Source organism: Streptomyces sp. NPDC034670 (genome assembly GCF_055574875.1).
Map to the genome: position 1 here is coordinate 1 of NZ_JBVITR010000048.1, position 26,182 is coordinate 26,182.

At 73.8% G+C, this 26,182-nt stretch carries 22 protein-coding genes and 1 pseudogene; 11 read left to right on the forward strand and 12 right to left on the reverse strand.

Features of this window, described 5'->3' with window-relative positions; translation table 11 throughout:
* Positions 1-592 precede the first annotated feature (592 nt).
* The 3 genes and pseudogenes from ACZ56B_RS26010 to ACZ56B_RS26020 all read left to right on the forward strand — a co-directional run.
* Positions 593-1,030, forward strand: a complete 438-nt coding sequence (locus ACZ56B_RS26010; RefSeq protein WP_468795351.1) for a hypothetical protein — start codon at positions 593-595, stop codon at positions 1,028-1,030.
* A gap of 551 nt (positions 1,031-1,581) precedes the next feature.
* Positions 1,582-2,970: a PP2C family protein-serine/threonine phosphatase gene (locus ACZ56B_RS26015; protein WP_468795354.1), complete on the forward strand. Its 1,389-nt coding sequence runs from the start codon at positions 1,582-1,584 to the stop codon at positions 2,968-2,970.
* 65 nt (positions 2,971-3,035) lie between these two features.
* Positions 3,036-3,506, forward strand: a pseudogene (locus ACZ56B_RS26020) (TetR/AcrR family transcriptional regulator C-terminal domain-containing protein); the annotation flags it as partial.
* Here ACZ56B_RS26020 and ACZ56B_RS26025 read toward each other — a convergent pair.
* Positions 3,451-3,858, reverse strand: coding sequence for an ArsI/CadI family heavy metal resistance metalloenzyme (locus ACZ56B_RS26025; protein ID WP_468795357.1), 408 nt, complete (start codon positions 3,856-3,858; stop codon positions 3,451-3,453). The pseudogene ACZ56B_RS26020 and the gene ACZ56B_RS26025 sit on opposite strands and share 56 nt — an antisense overlap.
* A 215-nt stretch (positions 3,859-4,073) precedes the next feature.
* Between ACZ56B_RS26025 and ACZ56B_RS26030 the strand changes: the two genes are divergently transcribed.
* Positions 4,074-4,451, forward strand: a complete 378-nt coding sequence (locus ACZ56B_RS26030; protein WP_468795360.1) for an ArsR/SmtB family transcription factor — start codon at positions 4,074-4,076, stop codon at positions 4,449-4,451.
* A 184-nt stretch (positions 4,452-4,635) separates the two neighbouring features.
* Here ACZ56B_RS26030 and ACZ56B_RS26035 read toward each other — a convergent pair whose 3' ends face one another.
* The 8 genes from ACZ56B_RS26035 to ACZ56B_RS26070 all read right to left on the reverse strand — a co-directional run bounded on the left by ACZ56B_RS26035 (position 4,636) and on the right by ACZ56B_RS26070 (position 12,850).
* Positions 4,636-4,953: a hypothetical protein gene (locus ACZ56B_RS26035; RefSeq protein ID WP_468795363.1), complete on the reverse strand. Its 318-nt coding sequence runs from the start codon at positions 4,951-4,953 to the stop codon at positions 4,636-4,638.
* Between the two features lie 266 nt (positions 4,954-5,219).
* Complete coding sequence (locus ACZ56B_RS26040; protein ID WP_468795366.1) at positions 5,220-7,001, reverse strand: sigma-70 family RNA polymerase sigma factor; 1,782 nt, start codon at positions 6,999-7,001, stop codon at positions 5,220-5,222.
* A 92-nt stretch (positions 7,002-7,093) separates the two neighbouring features.
* On the reverse strand, positions 7,094-7,801 hold the full coding sequence (locus ACZ56B_RS26045) for an AAA family ATPase (protein ID WP_468795369.1): 708 nt from the start codon (positions 7,799-7,801) through the stop codon (positions 7,094-7,096).
* 125 nt (positions 7,802-7,926) lie between these two features.
* Positions 7,927-9,396, reverse strand: a complete 1,470-nt coding sequence (locus ACZ56B_RS26050; RefSeq protein ID WP_468795372.1) for a sensor histidine kinase — start codon at positions 9,394-9,396, stop codon at positions 7,927-7,929.
* A gap of 214 nt (positions 9,397-9,610) precedes the next feature.
* Positions 9,611-10,339 carry a response regulator transcription factor gene (locus tag ACZ56B_RS26055; RefSeq protein ID WP_468795375.1) on the reverse strand — a complete coding sequence of 243 codons (729 nt, stop codon included), beginning with the start codon at positions 10,337-10,339 and terminating at the stop codon, positions 9,611-9,613.
* 73 nt (positions 10,340-10,412) lie between these two features.
* A complete protein-coding gene (locus ACZ56B_RS26060) occupies positions 10,413-11,048 on the reverse strand; it encodes a CE1759 family FMN reductase (protein WP_468795378.1) in 636 nt (211 codons plus the stop codon).
* Positions 11,045-12,175, reverse strand: a complete 1,131-nt coding sequence (locus ACZ56B_RS26065; RefSeq protein ID WP_468795381.1) for an LLM class flavin-dependent oxidoreductase — start codon at positions 12,173-12,175, stop codon at positions 11,045-11,047. Before ACZ56B_RS26065 ends, ACZ56B_RS26060 begins: the two co-directional genes overlap by 4 nt.
* A 171-nt stretch (positions 12,176-12,346) precedes the next feature.
* Positions 12,347-12,850: a MarR family winged helix-turn-helix transcriptional regulator gene (locus ACZ56B_RS26070; protein WP_468795384.1), complete on the reverse strand. Its 504-nt coding sequence runs from the start codon at positions 12,848-12,850 to the stop codon at positions 12,347-12,349.
* A gap of 133 nt (positions 12,851-12,983) precedes the next feature.
* Here ACZ56B_RS26070 and ACZ56B_RS26075 point away from each other — a divergent pair, with 133 nt between their 5' ends.
* From ACZ56B_RS26075 to ACZ56B_RS26085, 3 genes are all read left to right on the forward strand, one after another.
* Positions 12,984-13,319 carry a YnfA family protein gene (locus ACZ56B_RS26075; protein WP_468795387.1) on the forward strand — a complete coding sequence of 112 codons (336 nt, stop codon included), beginning with the start codon at positions 12,984-12,986 and terminating at the stop codon, positions 13,317-13,319.
* 220 nt (positions 13,320-13,539) lie between these two features.
* Positions 13,540-14,319, forward strand: a complete 780-nt coding sequence (locus tag ACZ56B_RS26080) for an SDR family NAD(P)-dependent oxidoreductase (RefSeq protein ID WP_468795390.1) — start codon at positions 13,540-13,542, stop codon at positions 14,317-14,319.
* Positions 14,316-14,453 carry a hypothetical protein gene (locus ACZ56B_RS26085; RefSeq protein WP_468795393.1) on the forward strand — a complete coding sequence of 46 codons (138 nt, stop codon included), beginning with the start codon at positions 14,316-14,318 and terminating at the stop codon, positions 14,451-14,453. Before ACZ56B_RS26080 ends, ACZ56B_RS26085 begins: the two co-directional genes overlap by 4 nt.
* A 57-nt stretch (positions 14,454-14,510) precedes the next feature.
* Here the strand turns inward: ACZ56B_RS26085 and ACZ56B_RS26090 are convergent, their stop codons facing one another.
* Positions 14,511-15,704 (reverse strand): RtcB family protein, encoded by a 1,194-nt coding sequence (locus ACZ56B_RS26090; RefSeq protein ID WP_468795396.1) that lies wholly within the window; start codon positions 15,702-15,704, stop codon positions 14,511-14,513.
* Between the two features lie 227 nt (positions 15,705-15,931).
* Here ACZ56B_RS26090 and ACZ56B_RS26095 point away from each other — a divergent pair, with 227 nt between their 5' ends.
* From ACZ56B_RS26095 to ACZ56B_RS26105, 3 genes are all read left to right on the forward strand, one after another.
* Positions 15,932-16,828 (forward strand): DUF3558 domain-containing protein, encoded by an 897-nt coding sequence (locus ACZ56B_RS26095; RefSeq protein WP_468795399.1) that lies wholly within the window; start codon positions 15,932-15,934, stop codon positions 16,826-16,828.
* 119 nt (positions 16,829-16,947) lie between these two features.
* Entirely contained in the window at positions 16,948-17,799 is an 852-nt protein-coding gene (locus ACZ56B_RS26100) for a DUF3558 family protein (protein ID WP_468795402.1), read from the forward strand.
* A 90-nt stretch (positions 17,800-17,889) separates the two neighbouring features.
* On the forward strand, positions 17,890-19,197 hold the full coding sequence (locus ACZ56B_RS26105; protein WP_468795406.1) for a DUF2637 domain-containing protein: 1,308 nt from the start codon (positions 17,890-17,892) through the stop codon (positions 19,195-19,197).
* Positions 19,198-19,280: 83 nt separating this feature from the next.
* Here the strand turns inward: ACZ56B_RS26105 and ACZ56B_RS26110 are convergent, their stop codons facing one another.
* Positions 19,281-21,494 carry a trypsin-like serine protease gene (locus tag ACZ56B_RS26110; RefSeq protein ID WP_468795409.1) on the reverse strand — a complete coding sequence of 738 codons (2,214 nt, stop codon included), beginning with the start codon at positions 21,492-21,494 and terminating at the stop codon, positions 19,281-19,283.
* Positions 21,495-21,527: 33 nt separating this feature from the next.
* On the reverse strand, positions 21,528-22,085 hold the full coding sequence (locus ACZ56B_RS26115; RefSeq protein WP_468795412.1) for a hypothetical protein: 558 nt from the start codon (positions 22,083-22,085) through the stop codon (positions 21,528-21,530).
* A gap of 556 nt (positions 22,086-22,641) precedes the next feature.
* Between ACZ56B_RS26115 and ACZ56B_RS26120 the strand changes: the two genes are divergently transcribed.
* Complete coding sequence (locus ACZ56B_RS26120) at positions 22,642-26,028, forward strand: ALF repeat-containing protein (RefSeq protein WP_468795415.1); 3,387 nt, start codon at positions 22,642-22,644, stop codon at positions 26,026-26,028.
* Positions 26,029-26,182 lie beyond the last annotated feature (154 nt).

A 26,182-nucleotide genomic window follows, 5' to 3' on the forward strand; every position in this document is an offset into this window, starting at 1 on the left:
CTTCCCGGGCTCCGGGCCCGCGGGACTTGTTCAGGGGAGGCAGGGGGGGGGGGGGGCGGCTGGGGGGCGGGATCCGGGGCGCCCGGGGGCGGGGTCCGGGGCCCCCGGGCGCCCCGGACCCGAGCGGCCGGAGGGCCGGGATCAGGACAGCTCCCCCCGGTCTCCTCCCCGTCATCCGGCATCCGCCCCCGGAACCGCCGTGATCTGCGAAACTGGCGTCCGATCCACACAGCTCACACGGCTCGGACCGGCCGGCGGCTGTGAAGTCCCGCGGACAGTTGTTTCACCGCACGTTTCGGCGGGCGGCCGTGGGGGAGGTCACTGACACGATGATCGGGTTGCGCGGCGGGGGCCGCGCGCCTTAGAAAAGCAGTCGGGTGGAGATATGCATCGCGGTGGCGGACTGGGCGAGGGGACCGACGGCCTGGGTCCTCGACGTGCCCGGCGGGGAAGGCACCGGCGCGAGGCGGAGAGCGCGAAGAACGCGGAGAACACGGACGAGGCGCGTCAGGCACACGGTGCACCGGGCGAGCTCGAGCGGACCGACGGACGGGCCGGTCCGCTGAGAGCGGGGAGCAGGAATGGTGGTCGGGTGGGGGTGACGTACAAATACTTCGGCGCGCCGGACGGCGCCACCGCGGCCCGCGTCCCGATCTCGATGCGTCCCGAGGAACTCGGCGGCGACGAGCTCGGCATGAACGGCATGTTCACCAAGATCAAGCCGGAGACCATGGCCGCCATGGTCCTCACCGGCATCGAGGGCGTCCCCCTGCACAAGGTCCCGCCCCTCGAACTGGTCGTCCTGCACCCCGACTACGCGGTCGTGAAACTCCCCATGACGGTCGTCGACCCCCTGCGGGACATCGGCGAGGAGGCGGTGGGCGCGGCGGCGTTCATCTGGTCGACGGTCCCGGACCGCGGCGGGCCGCGGGACGCGTTCAACGTGTACCGGCTGCTGCACGAGTGGCAGGACTTCAGCCACCGGCTGCACGAGGCGGGGCACCAGGCGTACTGCCTGGTGTGGCCCTGAGCCGGATCCCACGAGGTCGGGCGAGGCTTTCGGGCCTCGCCCTCTTCGTGTGCCCGAAGGGGCGCCGGTTCGTGTGCCCGAAGGGGCGCCGGCCGGGGCGGCCGGCGCTCCCGTGTGCCGTCCGCCGCCGTGGCCGGGACCGCCCGCGGACCCGCTCCGGCCCGGTCGGGGCCCGGCCGTGCGGGCCCGGCCCCGGTGATCGTCGGCCGCCGGGCCCCGGCGCCCCCGCCCGTGTCTGAGGCCCGCTGACCCCGTCCGGCCGGGCCGGACGGGGGCCGAGCGACCCGATCCGGGGCGGCGGGAGCCGAGAGATCTTTTTGTGGAGCAATGGGCGGATTAGACTGTTTTCCGTGTGACGTCGTGCCCTGTTCGCTCACGGTCGTGCCGGGAGGCCGGGTGTACCGCTCGTGTGAGTGTCCGGATGAGCGGCTCCGCCGTGACCGCCGGGTGGGGACGACGGCGCGGGCGAGGGCCGCGGCCGGGGCCCCCGGCGCCCCGGCCGGCACCGGGGGCGGGCTCCCGGCCGGACCCCGGCGGCAGGGGTGGGCGCGGTGAGCGGCGAGGACCGGCCCGGGCAGCCGGAGCAGTCCCCCCTGTCGCGGGTGCCCGGCCTGCGGTTGCACCTGCAGACCGAACTGGACCAGATCGGCACGCAGTTGCGGGCGCTGGCCGACGCCAAGAACCGGTTGCAGGGCCTGCTGGGCGCGGTGCTGGCCATCGGCGGGGAACTGGACCTGCCGGTGGTGCTGCGGCGCATCGTCACGACCGCCATGGACCTGGTCGGCGCCCGCTACGGAGCCCTGGGAGTGCTGCACGAGTCCGGTGAGCACCTCAAGGAGTTCATCACGGCGGGGCTGAGCGAGAGCGAACGCGCCGACCTGGCCGGGGTGGCGTTCCCCCACGGCCGCGGTGTGCTCGGCCACCTGATCCACCACCCCGAGCCGCTGCGCCTCGACGACCTCACCGCCCACCCCTCCTCGGTCGGGTTCCCGCCCGGCCATCCGCACATGCGCACCCTGCTGGGGGTCGCCATCAGCGTCCGCGGCGAGATCTACGGCGACCTCTACCTGTCGGAGCGCCGCGACGGGCGGCCCTTCGACCGCGACGACGAGGAGATCGTCGTCGCCCTCGCCGGCGCCGCCGGCATCGCGATCGAGAACGCCCGCCTGTTCGGGCAGGTCCGCGACAGCGCCGAGACCTTCCAGCGACTGCTGCTGCCCACCCTGCCCGACCTGCGTCCCTTCACCGCCGCCGCCGTCTACCGGCCCGCCGCCGAACCCAACCGGCTCGGCGGGGACTGGTACGACGCCATCGTGCTGCCCGACGGCGCGGTCGGCATCATGATCGGCGACGTCGGCGGCCACGACCTGCGGGCCGCCGCCGCCATGGCCCAGGCCCACAGCATGCTCCGCGCGCTGCTCTACGACCGGCGCACCCCGCCCAGCGAGGTCCTCGCCCAGATGGACCGCACCGTGCACGTCACCCCGAGCATCCCGATCACCACGGCCTGCCTGGCGCGCATCGAGTCCGAGGGGGCGGGGTGGGTGCTGCGCTGGAGCACCGCCGGGCACTTCCCGCCCCTGCTGATCGGCCCCGGTTCGCAGGCGCACTACCTGGACGCCGAACCGGGCCTGCCGCTCGGGGTGAGCACCCGCGAGCGACGGCCCGACCACCTCCGCCCCCTGCCCGCGGGCTCCACCCTGGTCTTCTTCACCGACGGGCTCGTCGAGCACCCCGCCCGCTCCCTCGACGAGGGCCTGACCGCGCTCGCCGGCCTCGCCGCCGCCCACGTCTCGCGGCCCCTGCCGGAGTTCGTACGGGCACTGGCCGACCACCACCCCGGCGACGGCCACGACGACATGGCGCTCCTGGCCCTGCGCATCCCCCCGGGCCCCGGTCCCGCGTCCTCGTCTCCCCCCGCCGCGGCGGGGGAGCGCTGAACGGGGCCGCCGGCTCAGGCGGGTCCGGGAGCGTGGGGCAGCAGCAGCGCCGAGTCCGCGTGGAGCTGGAGCTGATGGCCGACCACGTCAGCGGCGAACTGTCGCCCCCGGGCCCGCCCACGGGCGACTGGCGCGCCGACCTGAAGGCCGTCGCCCACCTCCAGCGCGCCCACATGCTGCGCCACCCCTGGCTGCCCGCGGCCCTGGCCACCCCCCGCACCCCCGGCCCCCGCACCCTGGCCTTCCTGGAGCACGTGCTCGCCGTCCTGCGGCCCACCGGGCTGGACGGCGGGGCGAAGCTGGAGGTCTTCGCCCAGCTCACCGCGTTCGTGGCCGGACACGTCGCCCACGAGATCGCGCGGGCCCCGGCCACGCGGCGCCCCGGCCGGGCCGAGGCCGAGGCCCGCTACCTCGCCGCCGTCGCCGCGGACGGCCGCCACCCCGAACTCGCCGAGGCCCTCGCCTCACCCGGGCGGCCCCTCACCCGCAGCAGGAGCCGTCCCGTCCCCCGGTACGGGTGTCGGCGTCGGCCTTGACCACGTACACCTCCCAGGGTTCCCGGCCGGGGCCGTGCACCCAGACCTTGTCCTGGAGGGCGTAGCAGCAGGTGGTGTCGTCCTCCTGCGTGGTGGCCAGGCCGGCCTCGCCCAGGCGGGCGGCGGCGGCGCGGACGGCCTCGGTCGACGCGACCTCGACGCCGAGGTGGTCCAGGCGGGTGGCCCCGTCCGCATCGCCCTCGATGAGGACGAGCTTGAGCGGAGGCTCGGCGACGGCGAAGTTGGCGTACCCGTCGCGGAGTTTGGCGGGCCCGGTGCCGAACAGCCGGCTGTAGAAGGCGACCGAGGCGTCGAGATCCGGGACGCGGAGGGCGAGTTGGACGCGGGACATGGCGTACCTCCTGCCGGACGGGGCGGCCTGCCGGGCAGGCGCCCGCCGGACTCTTCTGCTTCGACATCTGTCGATGTCCTGTGCGGCCAGCATGACACCCGCATCGACATACGTCAATATCGAGGAATATCGATCCAGGTCCCGCGGCCGCACACCGATCCGCCTGGTCAGACATGCACCGGTCCGCCTGGTTAGACATGTGTCAACATAGACACATGTCTCACACCCAGGCGCTTCCGCTGCTCGAGCCCGAGGGGTCCGGGGCCGCGGCACCGTGCTGTCCTCCCCTCACCGAACGCCCGTTCACCGCCGAGGAGGCCGAGACGGCCGCGCGCATGTTCAAGGCGCTCGGTGACCCGGTGCGGCTGCGGCTGTTCTCGGCCGTGGCCTCGCACGAGGGCGGCGAGGCGTGCGTGTGCGACATCTCCGACGTCGGCGTCTCCCAGCCGACCGTGTCCCACCACCTGAAGAAGCTCAAGGAGGCCGGACTGCTCACCTCCGAGCGGCGCGGCACCTGGGTGTACTACCGGGTCGAGCCGTCGGTCCTCGCCGCCATGGGCAGGCTCCTGACCGTCGCGCCGGCCGCGTCCTGACCGGCCGGAGGGAACGAGGGAGCACACCGCCCGCGCCCGGTCCGGGCGACGCGACCGACGTGACCGTCGCGCCGGTGCCCGCCGCGCACGCCGGCGAGGTCCCGGCGATCCACCGGACCGGGACCGGCGCGGGCGACGCGACCTCCGGCCGGGCCCGGCCGAGCGGGGGCCCGGACCGTACGCGTCACTTCCTGCGGACAGACGCGAGCGCCAGCACCATGCTCGTGAGCAGCACGCACGTCACGAGCGAGGTGAAGAACAGGGCCTCGACCCAGCCGGCGTTCGCGCCGGTGAGCGTGCCGTCCGCGGAGGCGCACGCCACCTCCGGCGGAAAGCTCCGCCGGCGCAGGTCGCCACAGGTGTTCGGCAGGTCGTCGTTCACGACGTACGCGTTCACCCAGCAAAGCGCCCAGCTGACCAGGAAGACGCCCAGCGAGACCGAGGAGGCGCCCCACAGCGCGGTCGGGCGGGCCGCCTCGGAGCCCGTCGGAGATGCCGTCATGGCCGGGAGCGTACCGGCCGTCCCCCGGCGTCCTGACCAAGCCGGTCACCCGACCGTCCTTCGCCCGCCCCTCGCCCGCCTCGCCCGGCTCCCGTCCCGTCCGCCCTCGGCCCCCGCACCGTGGAGCGGACGTGGTTCCCGGCGTCCGGGTGTCGCGCGGGACCCGGACCCGGGCCGCCGTGAACGCCCCTCCGGGGACGGGAACCCGCAGAGGGCGGCCCGGGGACGGCCCAGGAGGGCACATGGTCGTTTGACCTGCGGTCGTCTCAGTAGCCGAACACCTGGGTCCACGTCCAGTCGCTGGTGACCACGCCGACGCCCAGGGTCCTGAGCGAGCAGTTGAGGATGTTCGCGCGGTGGCCCGGGGAGTTCATCCAGGCCTCCATGACGCTCGCGGCGGAGCTCTGGCCGCGGGCTATGTTCTCGGCGCCCGGGCTCGGGTGTCCCTGCGCCTTGGCCCGGTCGACGAAGCTGCTGCCGTTCTGCCCGGTGTGGGAGAAGTAGCCGTTGGCGGACATGTCCTCGCTGTGCAGCTGGGCCGCCCTGGCCAGACGGTCGTCGGACGTCACGGGTCCGCAACCCGCCTTGCTCCGCTCGGTGTTGGTGAGGGCCAGGACCTGGGCGGCCGGGGTGCCGCCCGGAGCGGCCGCGGGCGCGGTGGGCGGTGCCGCCGGACGGGACGTCCTGGGGGGCTGTGCGGGGCGCGCGGCGGCGGAGGTCGTGCGGTCCCTGCCGGGGCTCGGTGCGGCCGAGGTGCCCGGCTCCCGGGACGGGTCGGCGGAGGCGGATGCGGAGGCGGAGGCCGAGGGCGAGGAGGAAGCCGAGGCGGAGGCGGAGACCGAGGCGGAGGCGGAAGGGCTCGGGGAGGAGGAGGCGGACGCGGTGGGCTCCGGGCCGACCGTGGAGGCCGCCCGGGTCCTGTCCCCTCCGCCGTCCGGCGTCAGGAGGGCTATCCCGGATATCGTGCCGCCGGTGACCAGCAGGGCCGCGGCCACGGCCGCGACGCTGCGGCCCCGCCGCTTCTGCGCCCGGCTCCGCGCGCGGCGGCTCGCGCGGCTCGTCCGGGCCCCGTCCACCGCCACCGTCCCGAGGGCCTCGGTCGGGGCGTCGGCGGACGCCGGGCCCGACTCCCCGTACGCCGTTCCCGGCCCCGCCGGCAGGTCCTCCGGTCCCGCGGGCGCGCGCCCGGCGGAGGTCCCGGCGAAGGACAGCGGCGTCGCGTCCGCCGTCCCGGAGCCGAGCCCGGTGAGCAGGCCGGCCGCACCGAGCAGGCCGGCCCCCACCGGCACCAGCCCCAGGCCGACCAGCAGGCCCTCCGCCGGCACCAGCCCCGACTGGAAGCCGGCGCAGACCGTGCAGTCCCGGGCGTGGCGCGCGATGCGCTTGCGCCACAGGGCGGAGGGGACGCCGTCCCAGGCCGCGACCACGTCGTCCAGCAGCACGCAGCGCGGCTGCGCGGACAGCGCCCGCACCACCAGCCGGGCCGTCTCCAGCTGCGCCTTCATCCGCTGCACGCGCACCGCCGTGTGCTGCGGCGACAGTTCCAGCGCGGCCGCCACCTCCGCCCGCGTCAGCTCGCCCGCCGCCTCCAGCCACCACAGCGACAGCAGCGCCCGGTCGTCGGGGTCCAGCCAGCGGGTGGCCTCGGCGGCCTCGCGCCGCTGGCCCTCCAGTCCGAGCCGGACGATCGTCAGGTCCACGAAGTCGGCGCCCGGGTCGGCGACGTCGTACGCGTCGTGCAGGCCCGAGGGGACCGGCACCAACCGGTCGCCCCGCTCACCGCGCCGGTGGTGGCGGACCTGGTTCATGGCGATGGCGACCAGCCAGGACCGGAAGCTGGCGGGCTCGTTCAGCGAACCGAGCGCGCCGAGGGCGCGGAGCATGGTCTCCTGCACCACGTCGTCCACGTCGGGGTGGCCGTTCAGGGCCCGGCCCACGATGTTGTAGACCAACGGGAGGTAGGCGGCGACGAGTTCGTCCTGGGCCCGCAGGTCGCCGCGTTGTGCCGCCTCGACCGTCTCCGTACCGGGTTCGCTGTTCGCTGCCACGCTCGTCCACACTCCTTCTCGGTCCCGGACCGTTCTGCCCCGTCACAGCAGGAGAACCGCCGCGCGGGGCCGGATAACGAAAAGCGCGGCGGTCATTCCAGGACGTGCCGCAGATACGCCCGCGGGTCGGTGAGGTAGCGGCGCCAGTGGTCGACCAGGGCCAGGTCCTGCCAGGTGGTCCTGCGCATGCCGTGGTCGCCGACCTCGACGATGTCCGCGCCGGGCAGCGCGGTCAGCAGCGGGGAGTGGGTGGCGCAGACGACCTGCGCGCCCTCGCGGGCCAACCGGTCGATGTGGCCGATCAGTTCGAGGCAGGAGGAGAAGGACAGGGCCGCCTCCGGCTCGTCCAGGACGTAGAGGCCGGGGCGCAGGAACTTGTCCCGGAAGGCCGCGAGGAAGCCCTCGCCGTGACTGCGCGCTTCGGGCGCGAGCCCTTCCCGGCCGAGCGCGTCCCGGGCCGTCTCGGCGCGCAGGAAGAAGCCCTGGCGGGCGGACCAGGAGTCGAGCATGCGGCGGCCGCGCGGCGCCGCGTCGAAGCGGATGCGTTCGCCGAGGGGGGACTTGGGCCGGTGGCTCGCGTAGCGCCACTCGTGCGAGCCGCCCCAGGGGTCCAGCCCGAAGCCCTCCGCCAGGGCCTCGACGAGCGTCGACTTCCCCGAGCCGTTCTCGCCGACGACGAAGGTCACCGGCGCGGTGAACCGCAGTCCGTCGCGCAGGAGTTCGCGGACGCAGGGGACCGACCAGGGCCACTCCCCCGCGTCGGACGGACTCTCGTGTGCGTACGCACGTTCGATCACCACCGGTCGAGTTTCGCACAGGGCCCACGGGCGACGGGCGGGCGGTGCGCCGCCCCCTCCCCCTGCCCGACGGGCGCTCCGCTCCCGGGCGCGGGGTGCGGGTGCGGGCGCGGGGCGCCCGTCCGGTCTCAGCGCGGGGCGCCCGTCCGGCCCGGTGCGCCGCCGCCCACCGTGAACCCGATCACCGTCCCGCCGCCCTCCCGCCGGAAGGCGTACGGTGCTCCCCCGTGCGCGAGGGACACCTCGCGCACGATGGACAGGCCGAGCCCCGAACCGGGGAGGGAGCGGGCGTCGGCGGCGCGGTAGAAGCGGTCGAAGACCCGGACCAGGTCGTCGTCGGCGATCCCGGGCCCCCGGTCGCGCACCTCCACCCGCACCGTGCCCGGCCGGGCGGGGCCGGCGACGTGGATCTCCACGGGTGACCTGCCCTCCCGGTCGAACTTGACGGCGTTCTCGACCAGGTTGGACAGCGCCCGCGTGAGCATCCCGGGCCGCCCGTCGGTCGTGGTGTCGCCGCTCGCCCGGACCGCGATCTCCCGGCCGCTGCGGCGCCGGGCCAGTCCCGCCACGTCCTCGGCGATGCCGGCGAGGTCGACCCGCTGCGGCGGCTCGGTGTCGGACTGGCCGGCCGCGAGGTCGACGAGTTCGTTGACCAGGTCGGTCAGCTCGCGGGCCTCCTGGGTGAGGTCGGCGACGAGTTCCTCCCGGGTGCCGGGCGGCAGTTCGTCGATGCGGCGCAGCAGGGAGATGTTGGTGCGCAGCGAGGTGAGCGGGGTGCGCAGCTCGTGCCCGGCGTCCTGGACCAGCCGGCGCTGGTCCTCCTCGGACTGGGCGAGCCGGCCCAGCATCCGGTCGAAGGCCCGGCCGAGGCGGCCCACCTCGTCGTGGCCGGCGACGGGCACCTGGACGCCGAGCCGGCGGGTGCGGGCGACGACCTCGGCGGCGTGGGTGAGGACGACGAGCCGGCGGGTGATGCGCCGGGCCAGCCACCAGCCGAACAGCCCGGCGGCGACCACCACCGCCGCCATCAGGACCAGCGTGCGCCGCTGGAGGGTCCGCAGCAGGTCCTCCGTGTCGCTGAACTCCTGCGCGACCTGCACCGCGCCCCGGCCGGCGCCCAGGGAGACGGTGGCGACCCGGTAGACGTCGTCGCCGACGTCGACGTCGGCGTGCACCACCGCCTCGCCGGCCGTGGCGGCGCCCGCGATCCGGCGGTCGGCGGCGACCACCGGCAGTCCCGGGTCGCCCGGGTCGAAGACGCTGCCGTCCGGTCCGAGCACCTGCACGTCGGTCCGGGCGGGCCGCACCAGGTCGTGGCCGGGGGCGGTGGAGGAGAAGTCGACCGGTGTCATCCGGTTCTCCCGCACCTCGCCGCGCAGGTCCTGCACGACCTCGTCGAACACGGACTGCTGGTCCACCCGCACCAGCCGGGCGGCCGCGTTGTAGGAGAGGATGCCGACCAGGACGGTCACCGTGGCGGTGACCGCGGCGAACGCCACCGCGAAGGTGGTGCCCAGCGACAGCAGCCGCGGCCCCCGGCGCGCGACCGGCCCCCGGCGCGCGACCGGCCCCCGGCGCGCGCCCTGTCTCCGGCGCACGGCCGGCCGCCGGCGCGCCCGGCCCGCGGCCCCGGAGGCGTCCGGGGCACTCCCGGGGCCCGGGACGCTCCCGGTGCCCCGGACCTCCTGAGCACTCGGGACACCCGGAGCGCCCGGGACACCCGGAGCGCCCGGGACACTCGGAGCGCCCGGGACACTCGGAGCGCCCGAAGCGCCCGAAGCGCCCGGGGCACTCGCGGCATCCGGGGACACGTCAGTCCTCCCGCAGCACGTAACCCACCCCGCGCACCGTGTGGATCAGCTGCGGCGCGCCGGGCTCGTCGAGCTTGCGGCGCAGGTAGCCGACGTAGACGGCGAGGTTCTTGGAACCGGGGCCGAAGTCGTAGCCCCAGATGCGGTCGTAGATGGTGGAGTGGTCCAGGACGACGCCCGCGTTGCGGACCAGCAGCTCCAGCAGCTCGAACTCGGTGCGGGTCAGCTCCAGCTCCCGCCCGCCCCGCCAGGCCCGGCGGGCCTGCGGGTCCAGGCGCACCCCGGCCGCCTCGACCACGCGCCCGGGCGTCCCCGGCTCCGGCGGCACGGCGGCGGGGGGCCCGCCGCCGGCCTCCGGGCCGGGCCGGGCCCGGCGCAGCAGGGCGCGCAGCCGGGCGAAGACCTCCTCGACGTCGAACGGCTTGACGACGTAGTCGTCGGCGCCCGCGTCCAGCCCCGCGATCCGGTCGGCGGTCTCCACCAGCGCCGTCAGCATCAGCACGGGCGTGCGGTCGCCCTCGGCGCGCAGCACCCGGCACACCTGGAGTCCGTCGATGCCGGGCATCATCACGTCCAGCACCAGCACGTCGGGCCGGCTGCGGTGGACCTGCGCCAGGGCCTCGACGCCGTCGGCGACGGCCGTGACCCGGTAGCCCTCCAGGGTCAGGGCGCGCTCCAGTGCGTTGCGGATGGCGCGGTCGTCTTCGGCGAGCAGAACGGTGTGCGGCACGAGCCCAGTGTGCCAACCGTTGCCGCCGGCCGGCCCCGGCACGGAGCGCCGGGGCCCGCGTCCCACCCGCGTCTCACCCGGTGGGCCGCAGTGCCGCCAGCTGCTCCTCGAACGGCACCACCGTCAGCTCCCCGGCCGTCTCCTCCCCGGCCGGGTCCCCGCCCGCCCCGGCCGGGGGCCGGGCGGCGGACGGCGCGCCCATCAGCGCGGCCAGCTCGCCGGCCGCCCGCGTGACGCGCCCGTCCAGTCCCTCGGCGCCCCAGTCCTCGGAGGCGGCGTACACGCCGGTCGGGACGACGACGGCCTTGAGGTGGGCGAAGAGCGGACGCAGCGCGTGGTCCAGGACCAGCGAGTGCCGGGCGGTGCCGCCGGTCGCGGCGATCAGCACCGGCTTCCCGGCGAGGGCCTCCTCGTCGTGGACGCTCAGCGTGTCGAAGAACGACTTGAACAGTCCGCTGTAGGAGGCCGAGAACACCGGCGTGACCACGATCAGCCCGTCGGCCCCCGCCACCGCGTCGAACGCGTCGGCCAGCGCCCGCTCCGGGAAACCGCTGGTGAAGTTGTGCGCGATCGCCACGGCGAGGTCGCGCAGCTCGATCACCCGCACCTCGGCCGAGGTGCGTCCGGCGGCCGCGGCCGCCAGCCGGTCGCCGAGCAGCCGGGTGGACGACGGCACGCTCAGTCCCGCCGACACGACGACGATCCTCATGCCCGGGCCCCTTCCTCTTCCTTCGCGGAGGCTTCCCGCGTGGTTTCCTTCGTCTCCTTCGCCCCGGCCAGCAGCGAGGCGTGGGTGGGCGCGTCCGGCACCCCGGCCGGCCGCCCCTTGGCGAACTCCTCGCGCAGCACCGGCACGACCTCCTCGCCCAGCAGGTCGAGCTGCTCCAGCACGGTCTTCAGCGGCAGCCCGGCGTGGTCCATCAGGAACAGCTGGCGCTGGTAGTCGCCGGCGTACTCGCGGAAGGACAGCGTCTTCTCGATCACCTGCTGCGGGGAGCCCACGGTCAGCGGGGTCTGCTCGGTGAACTCCTCCAGCGAGGGCCCGTGCCCGTAGACCGGCGCGACGTCGAAGTACGGCCGGAACTCGCGCACGGCGTCCTGGGAGTTCCTCCGCATGAACACCTGCCCGCCGAGACCGACGATGGCCTGCTCGGGCGTGCCGTGCCCGTAGTGGGCGTAGCGGGTCCGGTACAGCTCGACCATCTGCTGGGTGTGGTGGGCCGGCCAGAAGATGTTGTTGTGGAAGAAGCCGTCGCCGTAGTACGCGGCCTGCTCGGCGATCTGCGGCGAGCGGATCGAGCCGTGCCAGACGAACGGCGGCACGCCGTCCAGCGGGCGGGGCGTGGAGGTGAAGCCCTGCAGCGGGGTGCGGAACTTCCCCTCCCAGTCGACGACGTCCTCGCGCCACAGTCGGCGCAGCAGGGCGTAGTTCTCGACGGCGAGGTTGATGCCCTGCCGGATGTCCTGCCCGAACCAGGGGTAGACCGGCCCGGTGTTGCCGCGCCCCATCATCAGGTCGACCCGGCCGTCGGCCAGGTGCTGGAGCATCGCGTAGTCCTCGGCGATCTTCACCGGGTCGTTGGTGGTGATCAGGGTGGTGGAGGTGGAGAGGAGCAGCCGCTCGGTGCGGGCCGCGATGTAGCCGAGCATGGTGGTCGGCGAGGAGGGCACGAACGGCGGGTTGTGGTGCTCCCCGGTCGCGAAGACGTCCAGGCCCACCTCTTCGGCCTTCAGGGCGATGGCGACCATGGCCTTGATGCGCTCGCGCTCGGTCGGCGTGCGTCCCGTGGTCGGGTCGGGGGTGACGTCCCCGACGGTGAAGATCCCGAACTGCATGGCCGCTCATCCTCCAGGTTGTTGACGGTTCAACTATACCCGTGAACGACTCCCTCGCGCCCCCTATTCCCCCGGGCCCTCCCGGGCGCGGCGGCACCGGCACCGGACGTCCCCCGTACCCCCTCCGCCCTCCTCGAAGCCGGGCGAGGCCTCCCGGTCAGGGGTTCCCGGTCAAGGGCTCCCGGGGGTGTCCGCCACCCCCGGGGCCTCCCCCGCCCGCAGACGCGCGGCCTGCCGCGCGCTGAAGTCCGCCGTCCGCCCCAGGTGGTCGATGAACAGGGCGAGCCGGGAGTCGTCCAGGTCGTCGAAGAGCGCGGCCCAGCCGGCGCCGAGGCGGTCCCACACCCGCTCGAACCCGGCGGCCCGCTCCGGCACCGTCGCCACCAGCACCCGCCGCCGGTCGGCCTCGTCCCGCTCCCGGACCACGTACCCCGCCCGTTCCAGCCGGTCCACCAGCCGGGTCGCGGCCCCGGTCGTCAGCCCGGTCAGCTCCGCGACCCGGCCGGTCGTCACCGGGCCGTCCTCCAGCGTGAGCAGGTTCAGGCACTGCAGATCGGTGGGGTGCAGGCCCAGGTGGTCGGCGAGGGCCTGGGTGAACAGGGCCTGGGCCGCCATGGAGCGCCGGGAGACCACGGCCAGCTCCGCCGCCAGGTCCGACCGCGTGGTCTCCGGCATCCGTGCTCCTCCTCGTCCGCATCCCGCGCGGGCCGTACGCCCCGCGCGGGATGTATCCCACGCGGGGCCCGGGCCGGCCGCCGTCCAACAGGTGACGTGCCGGGGCCCACCGCACGCGTGCGAAGCTGCCCGCATGCTGATCCTCCGCTCCGCCGCCCTGTTCGTCCTCGCCGCCCTGTTCGAGATCGGTGGCGCCTGGCTGGTCTGGCAGGGCGTGCGCGAGCACCGCGGCTGGATGTGGGCGGCCGGCGGCGTCCTCGCCCTCGGCGCCTACGGCTTCGTCGCCACCTTCCAGCCCGACGCCCACTTCGGCCGCGTCCTCGCCGCGTACGGCGGCATCTTCGTCGCCGGCTCGATCCTGTGGGGCGTGGTCGCGGACGGCTACCGCCCGGACCGCTGGGACATCGCCGGCGCGCTGGTGTGCCTCACCGGAATGGCCCTGATCATGTGGGCGCCGCGCAACGGCTGACGGACGGGCGCCCCGGCCGCCGGCCCCGTACCGGGGGACCGCCCCGCCGGCCCCGTACCGGGGCGGGGGACCATCCCGCCCCGGGCCCTCCTCCCCCGCCTTATGCTGGCCGGGCCCGCCGCGCCACGACGCGCACCACCGCGCCACGGCACGCACCACCGCGCACCGCAACACCACCGCACACCGCAGCCGCGCGCCCGCACCGCTCGAGGAGCAGCCCATGGCCACCGCCGTCCCGCCCGCCGCGTCCCGCATCGCCGTCGTCACCGGCGCGAGCAGCGGGATCGGCGCCGCCACGGCACGCCGGCTCGCCGAGGCCGGCTACCGCGTCGTCCTCACCGCCCGCCGCAAGGACCGCATCGAGGCGCTCGCCGAGCAGCTCGCCGCGGCCGGCCACTCGGCGACGGCGTACCCGCTCGACGTCACCGACCGGGCGGCGGTCGACGAGTTCGCCACCGCCTTCAGGACCGTCGGCGTCCTCGTCAACAACGCCGGCGGCGCGCTCGGCGCCGACCCGGTCGCGACCGGCGACCCGGACGACTGGCGCACGATGTACGAGACGAACGTCATCGGCACCCTCAACCTCACCCAGGCCCTGCTGCCCAAGCTGGAGGCGAGCGGCGACGGCACGGTCGTCGTCGTGTCCTCCACCGCCGGCCACGCCACCTACGAGGGCGGCGCGGGCTACGTCGCCGCCAAGCACGCCGAGCACGTCCTCGCCGAGACCCTGCGCCTGGAGATCGTCGGCCGGCCGGTGCGCGTCGTCGAGATCGCGCCCGGCATGGTGAAGACGGAGGAGTTCGCCCTCACCCGCTTCGGCGGCGACGCCGAGAAGGCCGCCCGGGTGTACGAGGGCGTCGCCGAACCCCTGACCGCCGACGACGTCGCCGACACGATCACCTGGGCGGTGACCCGCCCGAGCCACGTCAACGTCGACCTGCTCGTCGTCCGCCCGCGCGCCCAGGCGTCGAACACCAAGGTCCACCGGGAACCTCGGTGACGGACCCGGAGAAGCAGCGCCTGGCCCTGGAGGAGAAACGCGAGCGGTACGTCTGGTACTACCTCGCCTACTTCCTCTTCGGCATCCACCTCGTGGCCTTCGTGATGATCTACGCGGTGACCCACGCGAAGTGAGGCGGCCCGCGCCGTGCGGCACACGGAACGGCGGCGGAAGCGGGGAGGGGCGGGCCGTCAGCCCTTGACGCAGACGACCTGCTTCAGCTTCGCCACGACCTCCACGAGGTCCCGCTGCTGGTCGATGACCTGCTCGATCGGCTTGTAGGCGCCCGGGATCTCGTCCACGACGCCGGAGTCCTTGCGGCACTCCACACCCCGCGTCTGCTCCTCCAGGTCCTTCGTCGAGAAGCGCCGCTTCGCCGCGTTGCGGCTCATGCGCCGGCCGGCGCCGTGCGACGCCGAGTTGAAGGACGCGGGGTTCCCGAGGCCCTTGACGATGTACGAGCCCGTGCCCATGGAGCCCGGGATGATCCCGTACTCGCCGGAGCCCGCGCGGATCGCGCCCTTGCGGGTCACGAGCAGGTCCACGCCGTCGTAGCGCTCCTCGGCCACGTAGTTGTGGTGCGCGCTGATCTCCGGCTCGAAGGCCGGCTTCGCCTTCCTGAACTCCTTGCGGATCACGTCCTTCAGGAGCGCCATCATGATCGAGCGGTTGTACTTCGCGTACTCCTGCGCCCAGAACAGGTCGTTGCGGTACGCCGCCATCTGCGGGGTGTCCGCGACGAAGACGGCGAGGTCGCGGTCGACCAGGCCCTGGTTGTGCGGGAGCTTCCGGGCGACACCGATGTGGTGCTCGGCGAGTTCCTTGCCGATGTTCCGGGAACCGGAGTGCAGCATCAGCCAGACGGAACCGGACGTGTCGACGCAGACTTCGACGAAGTGGTTGCCCGAGCCCAGCGTCCCCATCTGCTTCGCGGCCCGCTCCTCGCGGAACCTCACCGCGTCCGCCACCCCGCCGAACCGCTTCCAGAAGTCGTCCCAGCCTCCGGTCGCGAAGCCGTGCAGCCGGCCCGGGTCGACCGGGTCGTCGTGCATCCCCCGTCCCACCGGGATCGCCTGCTCGATCCTCGACCGCAGCCGCGAGAGGTCACCGGGGAGGTCGTTCGCCGTCAGGGACGTCCGCACCGCGGACATGCCGCAGCCGATGTCGACGCCCACCGCCGCCGGGCACACCGCGCCCCGCATCGCGATGACCGACCCGACCGTCGCGCCCTTCCCGTAGTGCACGTCCGGCATCACGGCCAGGCCCTTGATCCACGGCAGGGTCGCCACGTTCCGCAGCTGCTGGAGGGCGCCCTCCTCGACCGTCGCCGGGTCCGTCCACAGACGGATCGGCACCTTCGCACCCGGCAGCTCCACGTACGACATAACGCCCTCTTTCCCCCGGTACACGAACAGAAGCATCGAACGCCCCGAACCGCAAAACCGGCGCCGAGGTCGGTGAAAAGGGATGACGGACCGGCGTCCACGGCAGTGCGTGCGATACACATTGTCTGCGGGGGACGCCCCCCTGCGGCAAGCGAATAACCAGCGGGGACACTGGGGGGAGCCCGCGGGCCCGCGGGTTCGCACCCACCGTCGAGAGGAGTCCGACCGTGCAGCGGAAGGCGTACATACCCGGCGTCGCCGCGCTCCTGGCGGCCCTGCTGGCCGGCTGCACCGGCGGTTCGGGCGACGGCGGCACCGCGGACGACTCCAACCCGGGCAGCGCCGGCACCGCGGCACCGGCGGCCCAGCCCGGCAGGTACGCCACCCTGCCCGAACCCTGCGGCGCGGTCGGCGACCGGACGCTGGAGGAACTCCTGCCGGGACTCGCGGAGTTGACCGACGAGGCGCAGCGCGAGAGGGCGTACGCGGGCGAGGCGACCCTCACGTACGACACCGACCGCAAGGTGGGCTGCCGCTGGAAGGTGGAGTCGGCTGAGGCGACCGACCACCTGCTGGTCGAGTTCGAGCGGGTCGTCTCCTACGACAACGCCGTCAGCGACGACGACCAGGCCGAGCGGCTCTTCGCGAGGGAGCGGTCGGCGGCGCACCTGCCGGAGCCGGAGACCACGCCGTCCGGTGCGTCCGGCACCGGCGGCAGCCCTTCCGCGGACCCGAGTTCCTCGCCCTCCTCGACCGACTCCCCCTCCGGTTCCTCCTCTTCCTCCCCTTCTTCCGCTTCCTCCTCTCCTTCCGGCTCCTCCTCTTCCTCTTCCTCCGCATCCCCTTCGTCCGGTTCCTCCTCCGCGACCGGTTCGCCCGCCGACCTCCGGCCCCGCCTCCTGGAGGGCCTGGGCGACGAGGCCTTCCTCGACGACGAGCTGGACAGCTCCGGTTCGACCGCCCAGCAGCGCACGGTGACTGTGGCGTTCCGCACGTCCAACGTCATCGTGACCGTCGAGTACGCGGAGCAGCCGGCGGTCGTCGGAGCCACCCCGGACAGCAGGGAAATGCAGGACAGGGCGCGGAAACTGGCCTCCCGGCTGGCCGATTCACTGAGCGGCTGAGCCCGCTTCACGGCCCCCTCACGCCCGCGCGCACGGCGCGCGAAGGAGGGCCGCGCGGACGGCTCACCGCGTACCGTGACCCCTCGGACCCCGTTTGGACCGCAGGGAACACGAGCGTCATGAGTGAAGGAACCATGCAGCGACGAGCACAGCGAGACCAGCGTGAAGACCAGCGAGTGAAGCGCCTTGCCCGCGGCCTTGTCTGCGCGGCCGCCCTCCCCGCGATGCTGGTCACCGCCGGCTGCTCCTCGGACTCCGGCTCCGACGGCGGCGGGGACAAGGCGTCGGACGCCTCGGCGTCGGCGTCGGCGAGTCCGTCCCCGACGGTGCGGGCGGCGGCGTACGGGACGCTCCCGGAGTCGTGCAGGGTACTGGCGAAGAAGACCCTGGAGGACCTCGTCCCGGAGGCGAAGTCCGGCAAGGAGGGCCCGTCGGACGACGTGGCGAGGCGCGCCAGCTGCTCCTGGAACAGCCTCGACAACAACGGGGTGAAGGGCTCGCAGTTCCGCTGGCTGAACGTGTCGCTGCTGCGCTTCGAGTCGGACGTGACGCGGGGCGCGGGGGACGAACTGGCCGAGGAGTACTACGACAAGCAGGTCCGGGACGCGAAGGCGACCGAGGGCGCCCAGAAGCCCGAGGCGGAGCCGGTCGCGGGGACGGGCGACGAGGCGACGGCCGTGCGGTACGAGCTGAAGAAGAAGGAAGGCACCTTCAAGCAGCAGACGGTGGTGGCGCGCGTGGAGAACGTGGTCGTCACCCTCGACTACAACGGTGCCGGCCTCGCCGGCGACAAGGCCCCGGACGCCGACGACCTGATGAAGGACGCGCAGCGGGCGGCCAAGGAGGCGGTGGCCGCGGTGACGAAGGCGAACGGCGGGGGCGCCGGGGACGGCGGGTCGAGCGGTTCGCCGTCCCCGGCGGGATCGCCGTCGGCGTCGGCGTCCGCCTCCGAGGCGTCGAGCAAGAGCTGACCGGACGTTGAACCGGAACCGGCCACCCGCACTTCGTACACGTGTGCCACTCTGTTGCGCGCAACAACACGCTACGGGAGGGGAGTACGGGTGGCCGCGCCACTGCAGCTGACACGGATGCACCGGGTTCTCATCGGCGTGGTCGTCACCGGTGCCGTGATCATCGCCGGGATCGGCTTCGCGGGTTCGTACGCGGCCGTCCGGGAACTGGCCCTGAAGAAGGGCTTCGGGGACTTCAGTTACGTCTTCCCCATCGGCATCGACGCCGGCATCTGCGTCCTGCTCGCCCTGGATCTGCTGCTGACGTGGATCCGCATCCCCTTCCCGCTGCTGCGGCAGACGGCGTGGCTGCTGACGGCGGCGACGATCGCCTTCAACGGCGCGGCGGCGTGGCCGGATCCGCTCGGCGTGGGCATGCACGGGGTGATCCCGGTGCTGTTCGTGGTCTCGGTGGAGGCGGCCCGGCACGCGATCGGCCGGATCGCCGACATCACCGCCGACAAGCACATGGAGGGCGTCCGCCTCACCCGGTGGCTGCTCTCGCCGGTCCCCACGTTCCTGCTCTGGCGGCGGATGAAGCTGTGGGAGCTGCGCTCCTACGAGCAGGTGATCAAGCTGGAGCAGGAACGTCTCGTCTACCAGGCCCGGCTGCGTTCCCGCTTCGGCCGGGCCTGGCGCCGCAAGGCCCCGGTGGAGGCCCTGATGCCGCTGCGCCTGGCCAAGTACGGCGTCCCCCTCGCCGAGACCGCCCCGGCGGGCCTGGCGGCGGCGGGCATAGAACCGGCGCTGATCCCGCCGGCGCCGCAGCCCGACCGGGCCGAGGTCACGCGGGCCGAGGTCGCGCGGGACGACCGGGCGGCGCCCGTCCTGCAGAAGGCGGCGCCGGCCGAGCAGCGCCCCGAGCTGGTTTCCGACCGGGACGCGGAACCGGCGCGGGAGGAGCCCGTGCCCGCCCAGAACCCCTGGCTGCACGCCCGGGACCCGCAGTCCGTCGAGTACCACGGGGGCTACGACCCCACGTACGACCCGGACGACGCGTACGCCCAGTGGTACGCGGAGCAGCAGCAGGCCGAGCAGTACCAGGACCAGTACCAGGAGGAGCCCCCCGCCCAGGAGCCCGCTCCGGAGGAGACCGGCAGCTTTCCGATCCCGGTGAGCCCGGGCCGCACCCGCGAGCTCGGCGAGGGCGGCGGCACTCCGGTCGCCGAGCCGGACGAGGAGGCGTACTACCAGGTGTTCCGCCAGTCGATAGACGGCAGTTACCCCACCGCGCGGGCCCTCGGCGACAACATCCAGGCGACCTACGGCCAGACCCTGAGCCCGAGCGTCCTGAAGGACCTCGCGGAACGCTTCCAGAAGCGCCACTCGGCGGAGCTGGAGGAGGACCACATCGCCTGAGCCGCGGCGAGCACGCACGACGGAGGGGCGCCCGGTGTTCACCGGGCGCCCCTCGTGTCGGTCGGTCCGTGCGGGACCGGGGACTAGCGCGCCGCGTGGCCGAACGCGACGCCGGCCGCGGGGAGGCCGCCCTGGCCCGGCCGGTAGAGGATGGCCGGGGCGTTGGGCTGGCCGAGGGTCACGTTGGACATCGGCAGGGCGTAGAGCGCCCCCTGGGAGATCGGTCCGTTGGGCATGCCGACGTACAGGTGCGTGCCGGTGAAGTGGAGGCTCGATCCCAGGCGCTGGTTGGCTCCCGGGGCTCCGGGGATGCCGTCGCCGTCGCCGGCCTCGATCCACTTGTCGTTGGCGCCGGGGGAGCCCAGCAGCGAGAAGACGTGGACCGCGCCCGCCTTCTCCGCCGTGCCGAGGGCCTCGTCCGGGATGCCGACGGCCAGCTTCATGGTCGCCGTGGTGCTGACCGCGCGCGGCGCGGTGTTGACGGCGCTCAGCGCGGCGCCGAAGTGGTCGCCCGCCTCGGCGGTGCCGGACACGTCGTCCTCGCCGGTGCCGGACCACAGGGTGTTGAGCTGGCTGTAGGTGCCGGAGGCGGTGACGCGGAAGGTCTTGACCATACCCGCCTCGGCCTTGCTGGCGCCGTTGACGTCCAGCGCCTCGCCCGGTGAACCGACCGCGAGGATCGACTCGTCGGCGGTCGCCGCGCCCGACGGGCGGTAGGGGGCGAGCGCCAGGGCGGCTCCGAAGAGGTCGCCGGGCTCGGCGCCGCCGGAGACGGTCTCCAGGTCCTGGTCGATGCCGAACAGCGGGGTGGGCCGCTTCTCGGAGTTCAGCCGGTGCGAGAAGACGGCCAGGTTCCCGGCCTTGGCGTCGGACCCGATCGCCTCCTCGGGGGCCCCGATGGCGATGTGGTTGGCGTCGGCGGCGACGGCGCTGCCGAAGCGGTCACCGGCCTCCACGGCGCCCGGCACGTCGAGGCTGTCCTGGTGGATCGAGACGTTGGTGGTGCCGTGCAGGTAGTACGCCTGGCCGGCGCCCGCGGAGCTGCCCAGGGACTCGCCCGGGGAGCCGACGACGACGAAGGGCCTGCCGTCGGCGGCGGTGCCGGCCGCGAGGGCGTGGCCCAGGCGGTCGCCGGCCTCGGACGCGGACGCGGAGAGCGACCCGTTGCCGGCGCCCTGCTCGTAGTGGGTGGCCTTGACCGCGCCCGTGCCCAGGCCGCCGGCGGCGCCGTAGAGGATGTCGACCATGCCGGCGTCGGCGGCCCCGCCGAGGTCCTCGCCGGGGGTGCCGACGACCAGGTCGGTGCAGCCGTCCTCGTTGTAGTCGACGGTGGCGATGGCCTCACCGAAGCTGTCGTTCGGCTCGGAGCCGCCGGGCACCCAGTCGAGGTCCTGGGTGATCTCGGCGGTGCCCTTGCCGTCGCCGTACACCACCCGGACCAGGCCGGCGCCGGCGTCGCCGCCGACGGCCGCCTTCGGGTCGGAGATCGCGACGTCCTCGACGCCGTCGCAGTTGAAGTCGGTGACGCGGACCGCGCCCACCTTGGACTCCACCCAGGAGCCCAGGTCGTCGACGCGGGAGACGATGCCGTCGGTGCGGGTCTCGGTCCCGTCGGTGCCGAGGCAGCCGGCCTGGTAGGACCGGCTGACGAGCGCGACCAGCTGGTGCGCGCCGCCGCCGGTGCGCACCAGCGGGCCGCCGGTGTCGCCCATGCACGCGGCGACGCCGTCCTTGCCGGTGACCGTCGCGGTGGTGCCGTCGGCGGCGTTCACCGAGAACGCGCCGGTGTGCAGGTTCAGCGGCGCCCACTCGGTCGCCGTGCGGCCGTACCCGGCGAGCCTCAGCTCCTCGCCGGCGACGGGCGCGGTGGTGGCCAGGGCCGCGGGGGTGACGCCCGGGACCGGGCGGTTCAGCCGGGCCAGGACCACGTCGCGGTCGGTGCGGGGCACCAGCTCCACGACCTCGCGGACCGCGCCGCCGGTGCCGGTCAGGTCGGCGCGGCCGATGGTCGCGGTGGTCTTCAGCGCGGGCTTGCCCGCGGGCACCGCGAGGCTCTGCGCCGGGTCGTCGGCGAAGCAGCTGGCCGCGGTGAGCAGCCACTCGGTGTCGACCAGGACACCGGAGCAGCCGCGGTCGTGGTCGCCGACGATCAGCTGCGCGGCGTAGGCGTGGGTGGTGTCGGCGGCCGGGGTGGCGGGGCCGGTGACGGCCACGGCGGGCGCGGCGGTCAGCGCGAGCGATCCGGCCGCCAGGGTTGCGCCGAGCGCCGCGAGGCGAAGGCGTCTGGTGGAGTGCATGGAGGTCGTGTCCTCTGTTCCTGCCGCAGGCGGCTACTTGACGGAGCGGATTTCCACAAGCATGTGTTCACGGCCCTGTTCGTCCGCGCTCTGGCCGACGGCGGTCCAGGTGTTCTTCTCCAGGTCGAAGGACTTCTCCTCGTCCCCCACGGTCATGTCGACCTCGGTGGTGTAGTCGTTGCCCCTCATGGAGTAGACCGAGGGCATCTCCAGGGTCAGCCAGCCGGAGTCGCCCACCACCTTGAAGCACACCCTGCCGGATTGCCGCCGGGCCAGGACCTCGATGAAGCCCGTGCCGCTGGCGCAGTCCACCAGCGTGATGTGTCCGTCGCCGCGCTTGAGCAGGATGTTCTGCTCGGCCAGGATCTTGTCCGCGTTGGGGTAGTTGAAGTCCTCGACCGCGTAGCCGGGTGTGCCGTTGGCGACCGTCGACGTGGCATGGTCCTGGGAGGGAGCCGTACCGGTGGGCGTGCCCGACAGGGCGGCCCACGTCAGGGCGCCGGCCGCCGCCGCGGCGGCGAGGGTGCGTACGAGGAATCGCTTCCCCTGCTTGTTTTGTGTGAATCCAGAGGATTCGACACGGACCTTCATTGCACTCCAAGAATCGTCGGTTCCGCCCCCGGGCAGAACAATTCGTAACGGCGGGCGCAGTACTCCGATGACGCGTCAGAGCAGAAAGGAATCACGGCGAGGAGAGCACTCGACGAGGGTTTCCGATGTGCCGTGACGCGCAAAGGAACGATGACTTGCGCATGCTCCACAAGCCACTCGCCCCTTCATGCAATCCACCTCTTCACGACCTGTCCACTCCCCCAACTGACCGAAACTGGACGAAAGTTCGGAGACTCATGTGACTCCCGTCACTCACCGAAAAGGTTGCGGCGCCCCCGGTGGAGAAATCGTGAAGATCTTCTGATGCCCTTTCATGTAGCACAGACATCGTTCACCGGTAAAGTCCTGCGCCAATTCGACGGAAGCCCGGATTCAGGCTCAACGGACGGACGGACGCAGCCCTCCGGGCGTCCGATTGACTTCCCTTTGTCCAGCGGGAATTGACGTGCCGTGAGATATATGAATGCTTAGGAAGCCGTGTCATGACCGATTCCCGTCGAGTGCCGTAAGGCACTTCCTGGAGGACGACACCCCCATGCAGACAGTTTTCTGGAGCCGGCGACGCCTGCTCGGCACGCTCGCCGCCGTTACGGCCGCCGCCGCCACCCCCGGTGCACTGACCCTGCCGGCGCACGCCGCGGCAACGGCGACAACGGCGGCGGACGGGCCTCCCACCCCCTTCGCGCTGCCGGACACCGAGCGGGCGAAGGTGGTCAGGGCGTGGCTGACGGGCGGCCAGGCGACCAAGGCCGCCGCGGCGGACGCGCTGTACGGCACGGACGCGGACATACAGACGTTCCTCACCACGACGCTTCCGAAGGTGACGGCGGAGGACAACCGTGTCGCGGTCGCCTCCTACCTCGCCAAATCCGGCGTGGGGCTGCGGCGCGAGGCCTCCGCGGCTCTGGACGGCGGGGACAGCGCGGTGTCCTCCTTCCTCGACGGCGGCTTCAGATCCGCCCTGCTGGAGGACCTGCAGGTGGCCACGGCCACGGTCTCGGCCACTGGTGGCCAGGCGGTCAGACGCGAGGCGTCCGCAGCCCTGGACGCCGGCACCGAACAGGCCCTCGCGGATTTCCTGACCGAGGGCCGGTTCGCCGCCCGCGAGGAGGACCAGCGGGTGGAGATCGCCACCATGCTGGTGTCCGGTGGCCCGGAGGTGCGGAAGTACGCGGACCGCGCGCTCAGCGGCAGCCGCCAGGAGGTGGAGTGGTTCCTGAACACCGGGCAGCACATCGCGCGCGCCCGCGACCAGGAGTCCGCCACGATCGAGGAACTGGTCGCCGTCGTGGAGCGCGAGGGCAAGCGCGCCCAGGCGGAGACCGACTTCGCCGTCGAGGCCTCCGAGCGGGCCAAGGTCGCCGCCCAGAAGGCGAAGGAGGCGGCCGAGAAGGCCGCGGCGGAGGCCGAGGCGGCCAAGAACGACGTGGCGAAGTCCGGTGCGGCGGCCCGCAAGGCCGCGAGCGCCGCCCAGGGTGCCGCGAAGGCCGCCCGCAACGCCATCAGCGCCTCCCACGCCGCGGTCGCGGCCTCGCGCCGCGCCTCGTTCGCCGCAACCGCCGCCTCGCAGGCCGCCGCCACCGCGGGCAACGCCGCGACCCGCGCGTACAGCGCGGCGATCGCCGCGTCCAAGGACGCCTCCAAGGCCCAGGCCGCGAAGAACGCCGCCGTCGCGGCACGCAACGGTGCCGCGCGTGCCCGTACGGCGGCCAAGGCCGCCGACTACGCGGCCACCGCGGCCTCACAGGCGGCCGGTGCCGGTTCCGCCGCCGCGTCCGCCGCCCGCAACGCGGCCGCCGCCGCCAACGCCTCGGCGCAGGCGGCTGCCGCGGCGGGCGTTGCCCAGTCCGAGGCCGCGGAGGCCAAGCGTCAGGCCACGATCGCGAACAACGCCGCGAACCGCGCCACCAACGCCGCCTCCACCGCACAGGCCTTGGCCAACCAGGCCGCGTCCGCCGCGCGTGCCGCACGCGATGCCGCCAACTCCGCCGCCGGGCACGCCGAGAAGGCCGCCGACGCGGCCGACGAAGCGGTCAAGTACGCGGGCCAGGCCATCGACTACGCCAACAAGTCCACCGCGCACGCGAACGAGGCGATCAAGGCCGCCAACACCGCCACCAAGGCCGTCGAGGATGCCAAGGCAGTGGAACAGGCTGCCAGAGAAGCGGAGTTGGCGCGCCTGGAGGAGGACAAGAAGGACGGCCTGGAGGAGGCCAGGCTGCTCGCCCAGGAGGAGGCGGCGGAGTGGGCCGCGCTGGCGAACCTGCGCACGCAGGAACAGCAGACCGCACAGGACGTCAAGGACCGGATCGCGAGTGCCGAGAAGGCACTGGCCGACGGTGACCTGGGGCTGGCCGCCACGCTGGGCCGCAAGGCGGCCATGAGCCTGGCCAACGCGAAGGGCGCCTGGACGCGGGAGGCCGCCCAGTTCGCGCTGGCCGGTACGGACGCGGACGTCCACGCCTGGATCGACGCCGACCGGGCCATCGCCGAGGAGCAGGACGACCGGGAGACGGCCCTCCACATCGCGGAGGTGGCCTCCGCCACCGTCGGGGACGCCGTCCACGCGGCGCTGACGAGCGAGACCCCCGGCGCCGTGAAGGCCTTCCTGACCGACGGGCTGATCGAGGCCGTGGCCGAGGACCACCGCTTCAGCATCGTCAGCATCCTCGCCACCGATCCCGGGCAGGCCGTCAAGGCCGCGGCCAACGCCGCGCTCGACGCGCACACCCCGGAGGCGCTGCGGGACTTCTTCGAGCGTGCCTACACCGACGCGGTGCGGGACGACGACGGAGTCGCCACCGCTTCGCTGCTCAACTCCGGCGGTGTCTACACCAAGGCGTACGCGGAGGTCGCCCTGGAGGGCCCGACGTGGATGCGCAGGAACTTCGTCACCCTCGTGCAACACAAGGCGGCCCAGCTCGACCACGACTCGGCCGCACACGTCGCCGCGATACGGGGTGCGATCGCCGCGGCCGCGAAGACCGCCTACAAGGCGCAGGAGAACGCTCAGCTCGCCTCGAAGGCGGCCGCGGAGGCGCGCGACGCGGCGGACCAGGCCAAGGAATGGGCGAACAAGGCGCTCGCCTCGGCGAAGCAGGCCGACACGTACGCCACGCAGGCCAGGCAGAACGCCGACGACGCGGACAGGTCCGCCCAGGCCGCCCAGGCGTCCGCGAACCGGGCGAAGTCCGCGGCGGAGGCGGCCCGCAAGGCGGGCCGCGCGGCCAACTACTCGGCGAACCGGGCCATCGATTCGGCCCGCAGCGCCCTGCGCTCCGCCTACAGCGCCCAAGCCTCGGCGAACAGCGCGCGCCAGTCCGAGCTCGCCGCGGGCAGGGACGAGAGGGCGGCAGCGGCGGCGGCCACCGACGCCCGCCGCATCGTCGCGCAGAAGCGCAGGGCGGAGGCGGCGGAGGCCGCACGCAGGGCGGCCGAGGCGGCGCGCAGGGCCCAGGAGGAGGGGAGGAACCCGGCCGACAGCCCGACGCACGACAAGACCAACTCGGGCGGCAGCAAGGGCGACGAGGACGAGTGGTGGCACGACGCCCAGTTCTACGCCGACGCGTTCAACTGGGTCAGCATCGTCTCCGGGTACGCCGCCGCGGGCCTGGCCTTCATCGCGCCGTGGACCGGCCCGTTCGCAGGGCCCGTCGCCGCCGTGGCAGCGACCGCCGGCTTGGTCTCCCTGGGCTCGGCCGGACTCAGCACGTTGTTCACGGGCATCGAGCACGGCTTCGGCAGCGCCGAGTTCGCGGGTTCCCTCGTCGGCACCGGCCTGGGACTCATCACGTTCGGCCAGTCCAAGTGGATCGGACACACGCTGGAGGGCGTGGTGTCACCCCTCAGCAAGCGGGTCACCCAGCTCGGCAGTGACATCATCTCGCCCATCACCGGTACGCTGACCTCCCTTTTCGGGTGATCACAAGGTGACCACCGACCGTTGAACCGGCCGGCGGGGGGGGGGGGGGGGGGGGGGGAGACCCCCCCCCCCCCCCCCCCGGAAACCCCACCCCCCCCCCACTCCGCCACGGGGGGCTTGTGTGCTGTTAGTTTTGAGGCTCCCGCCCTCTCCG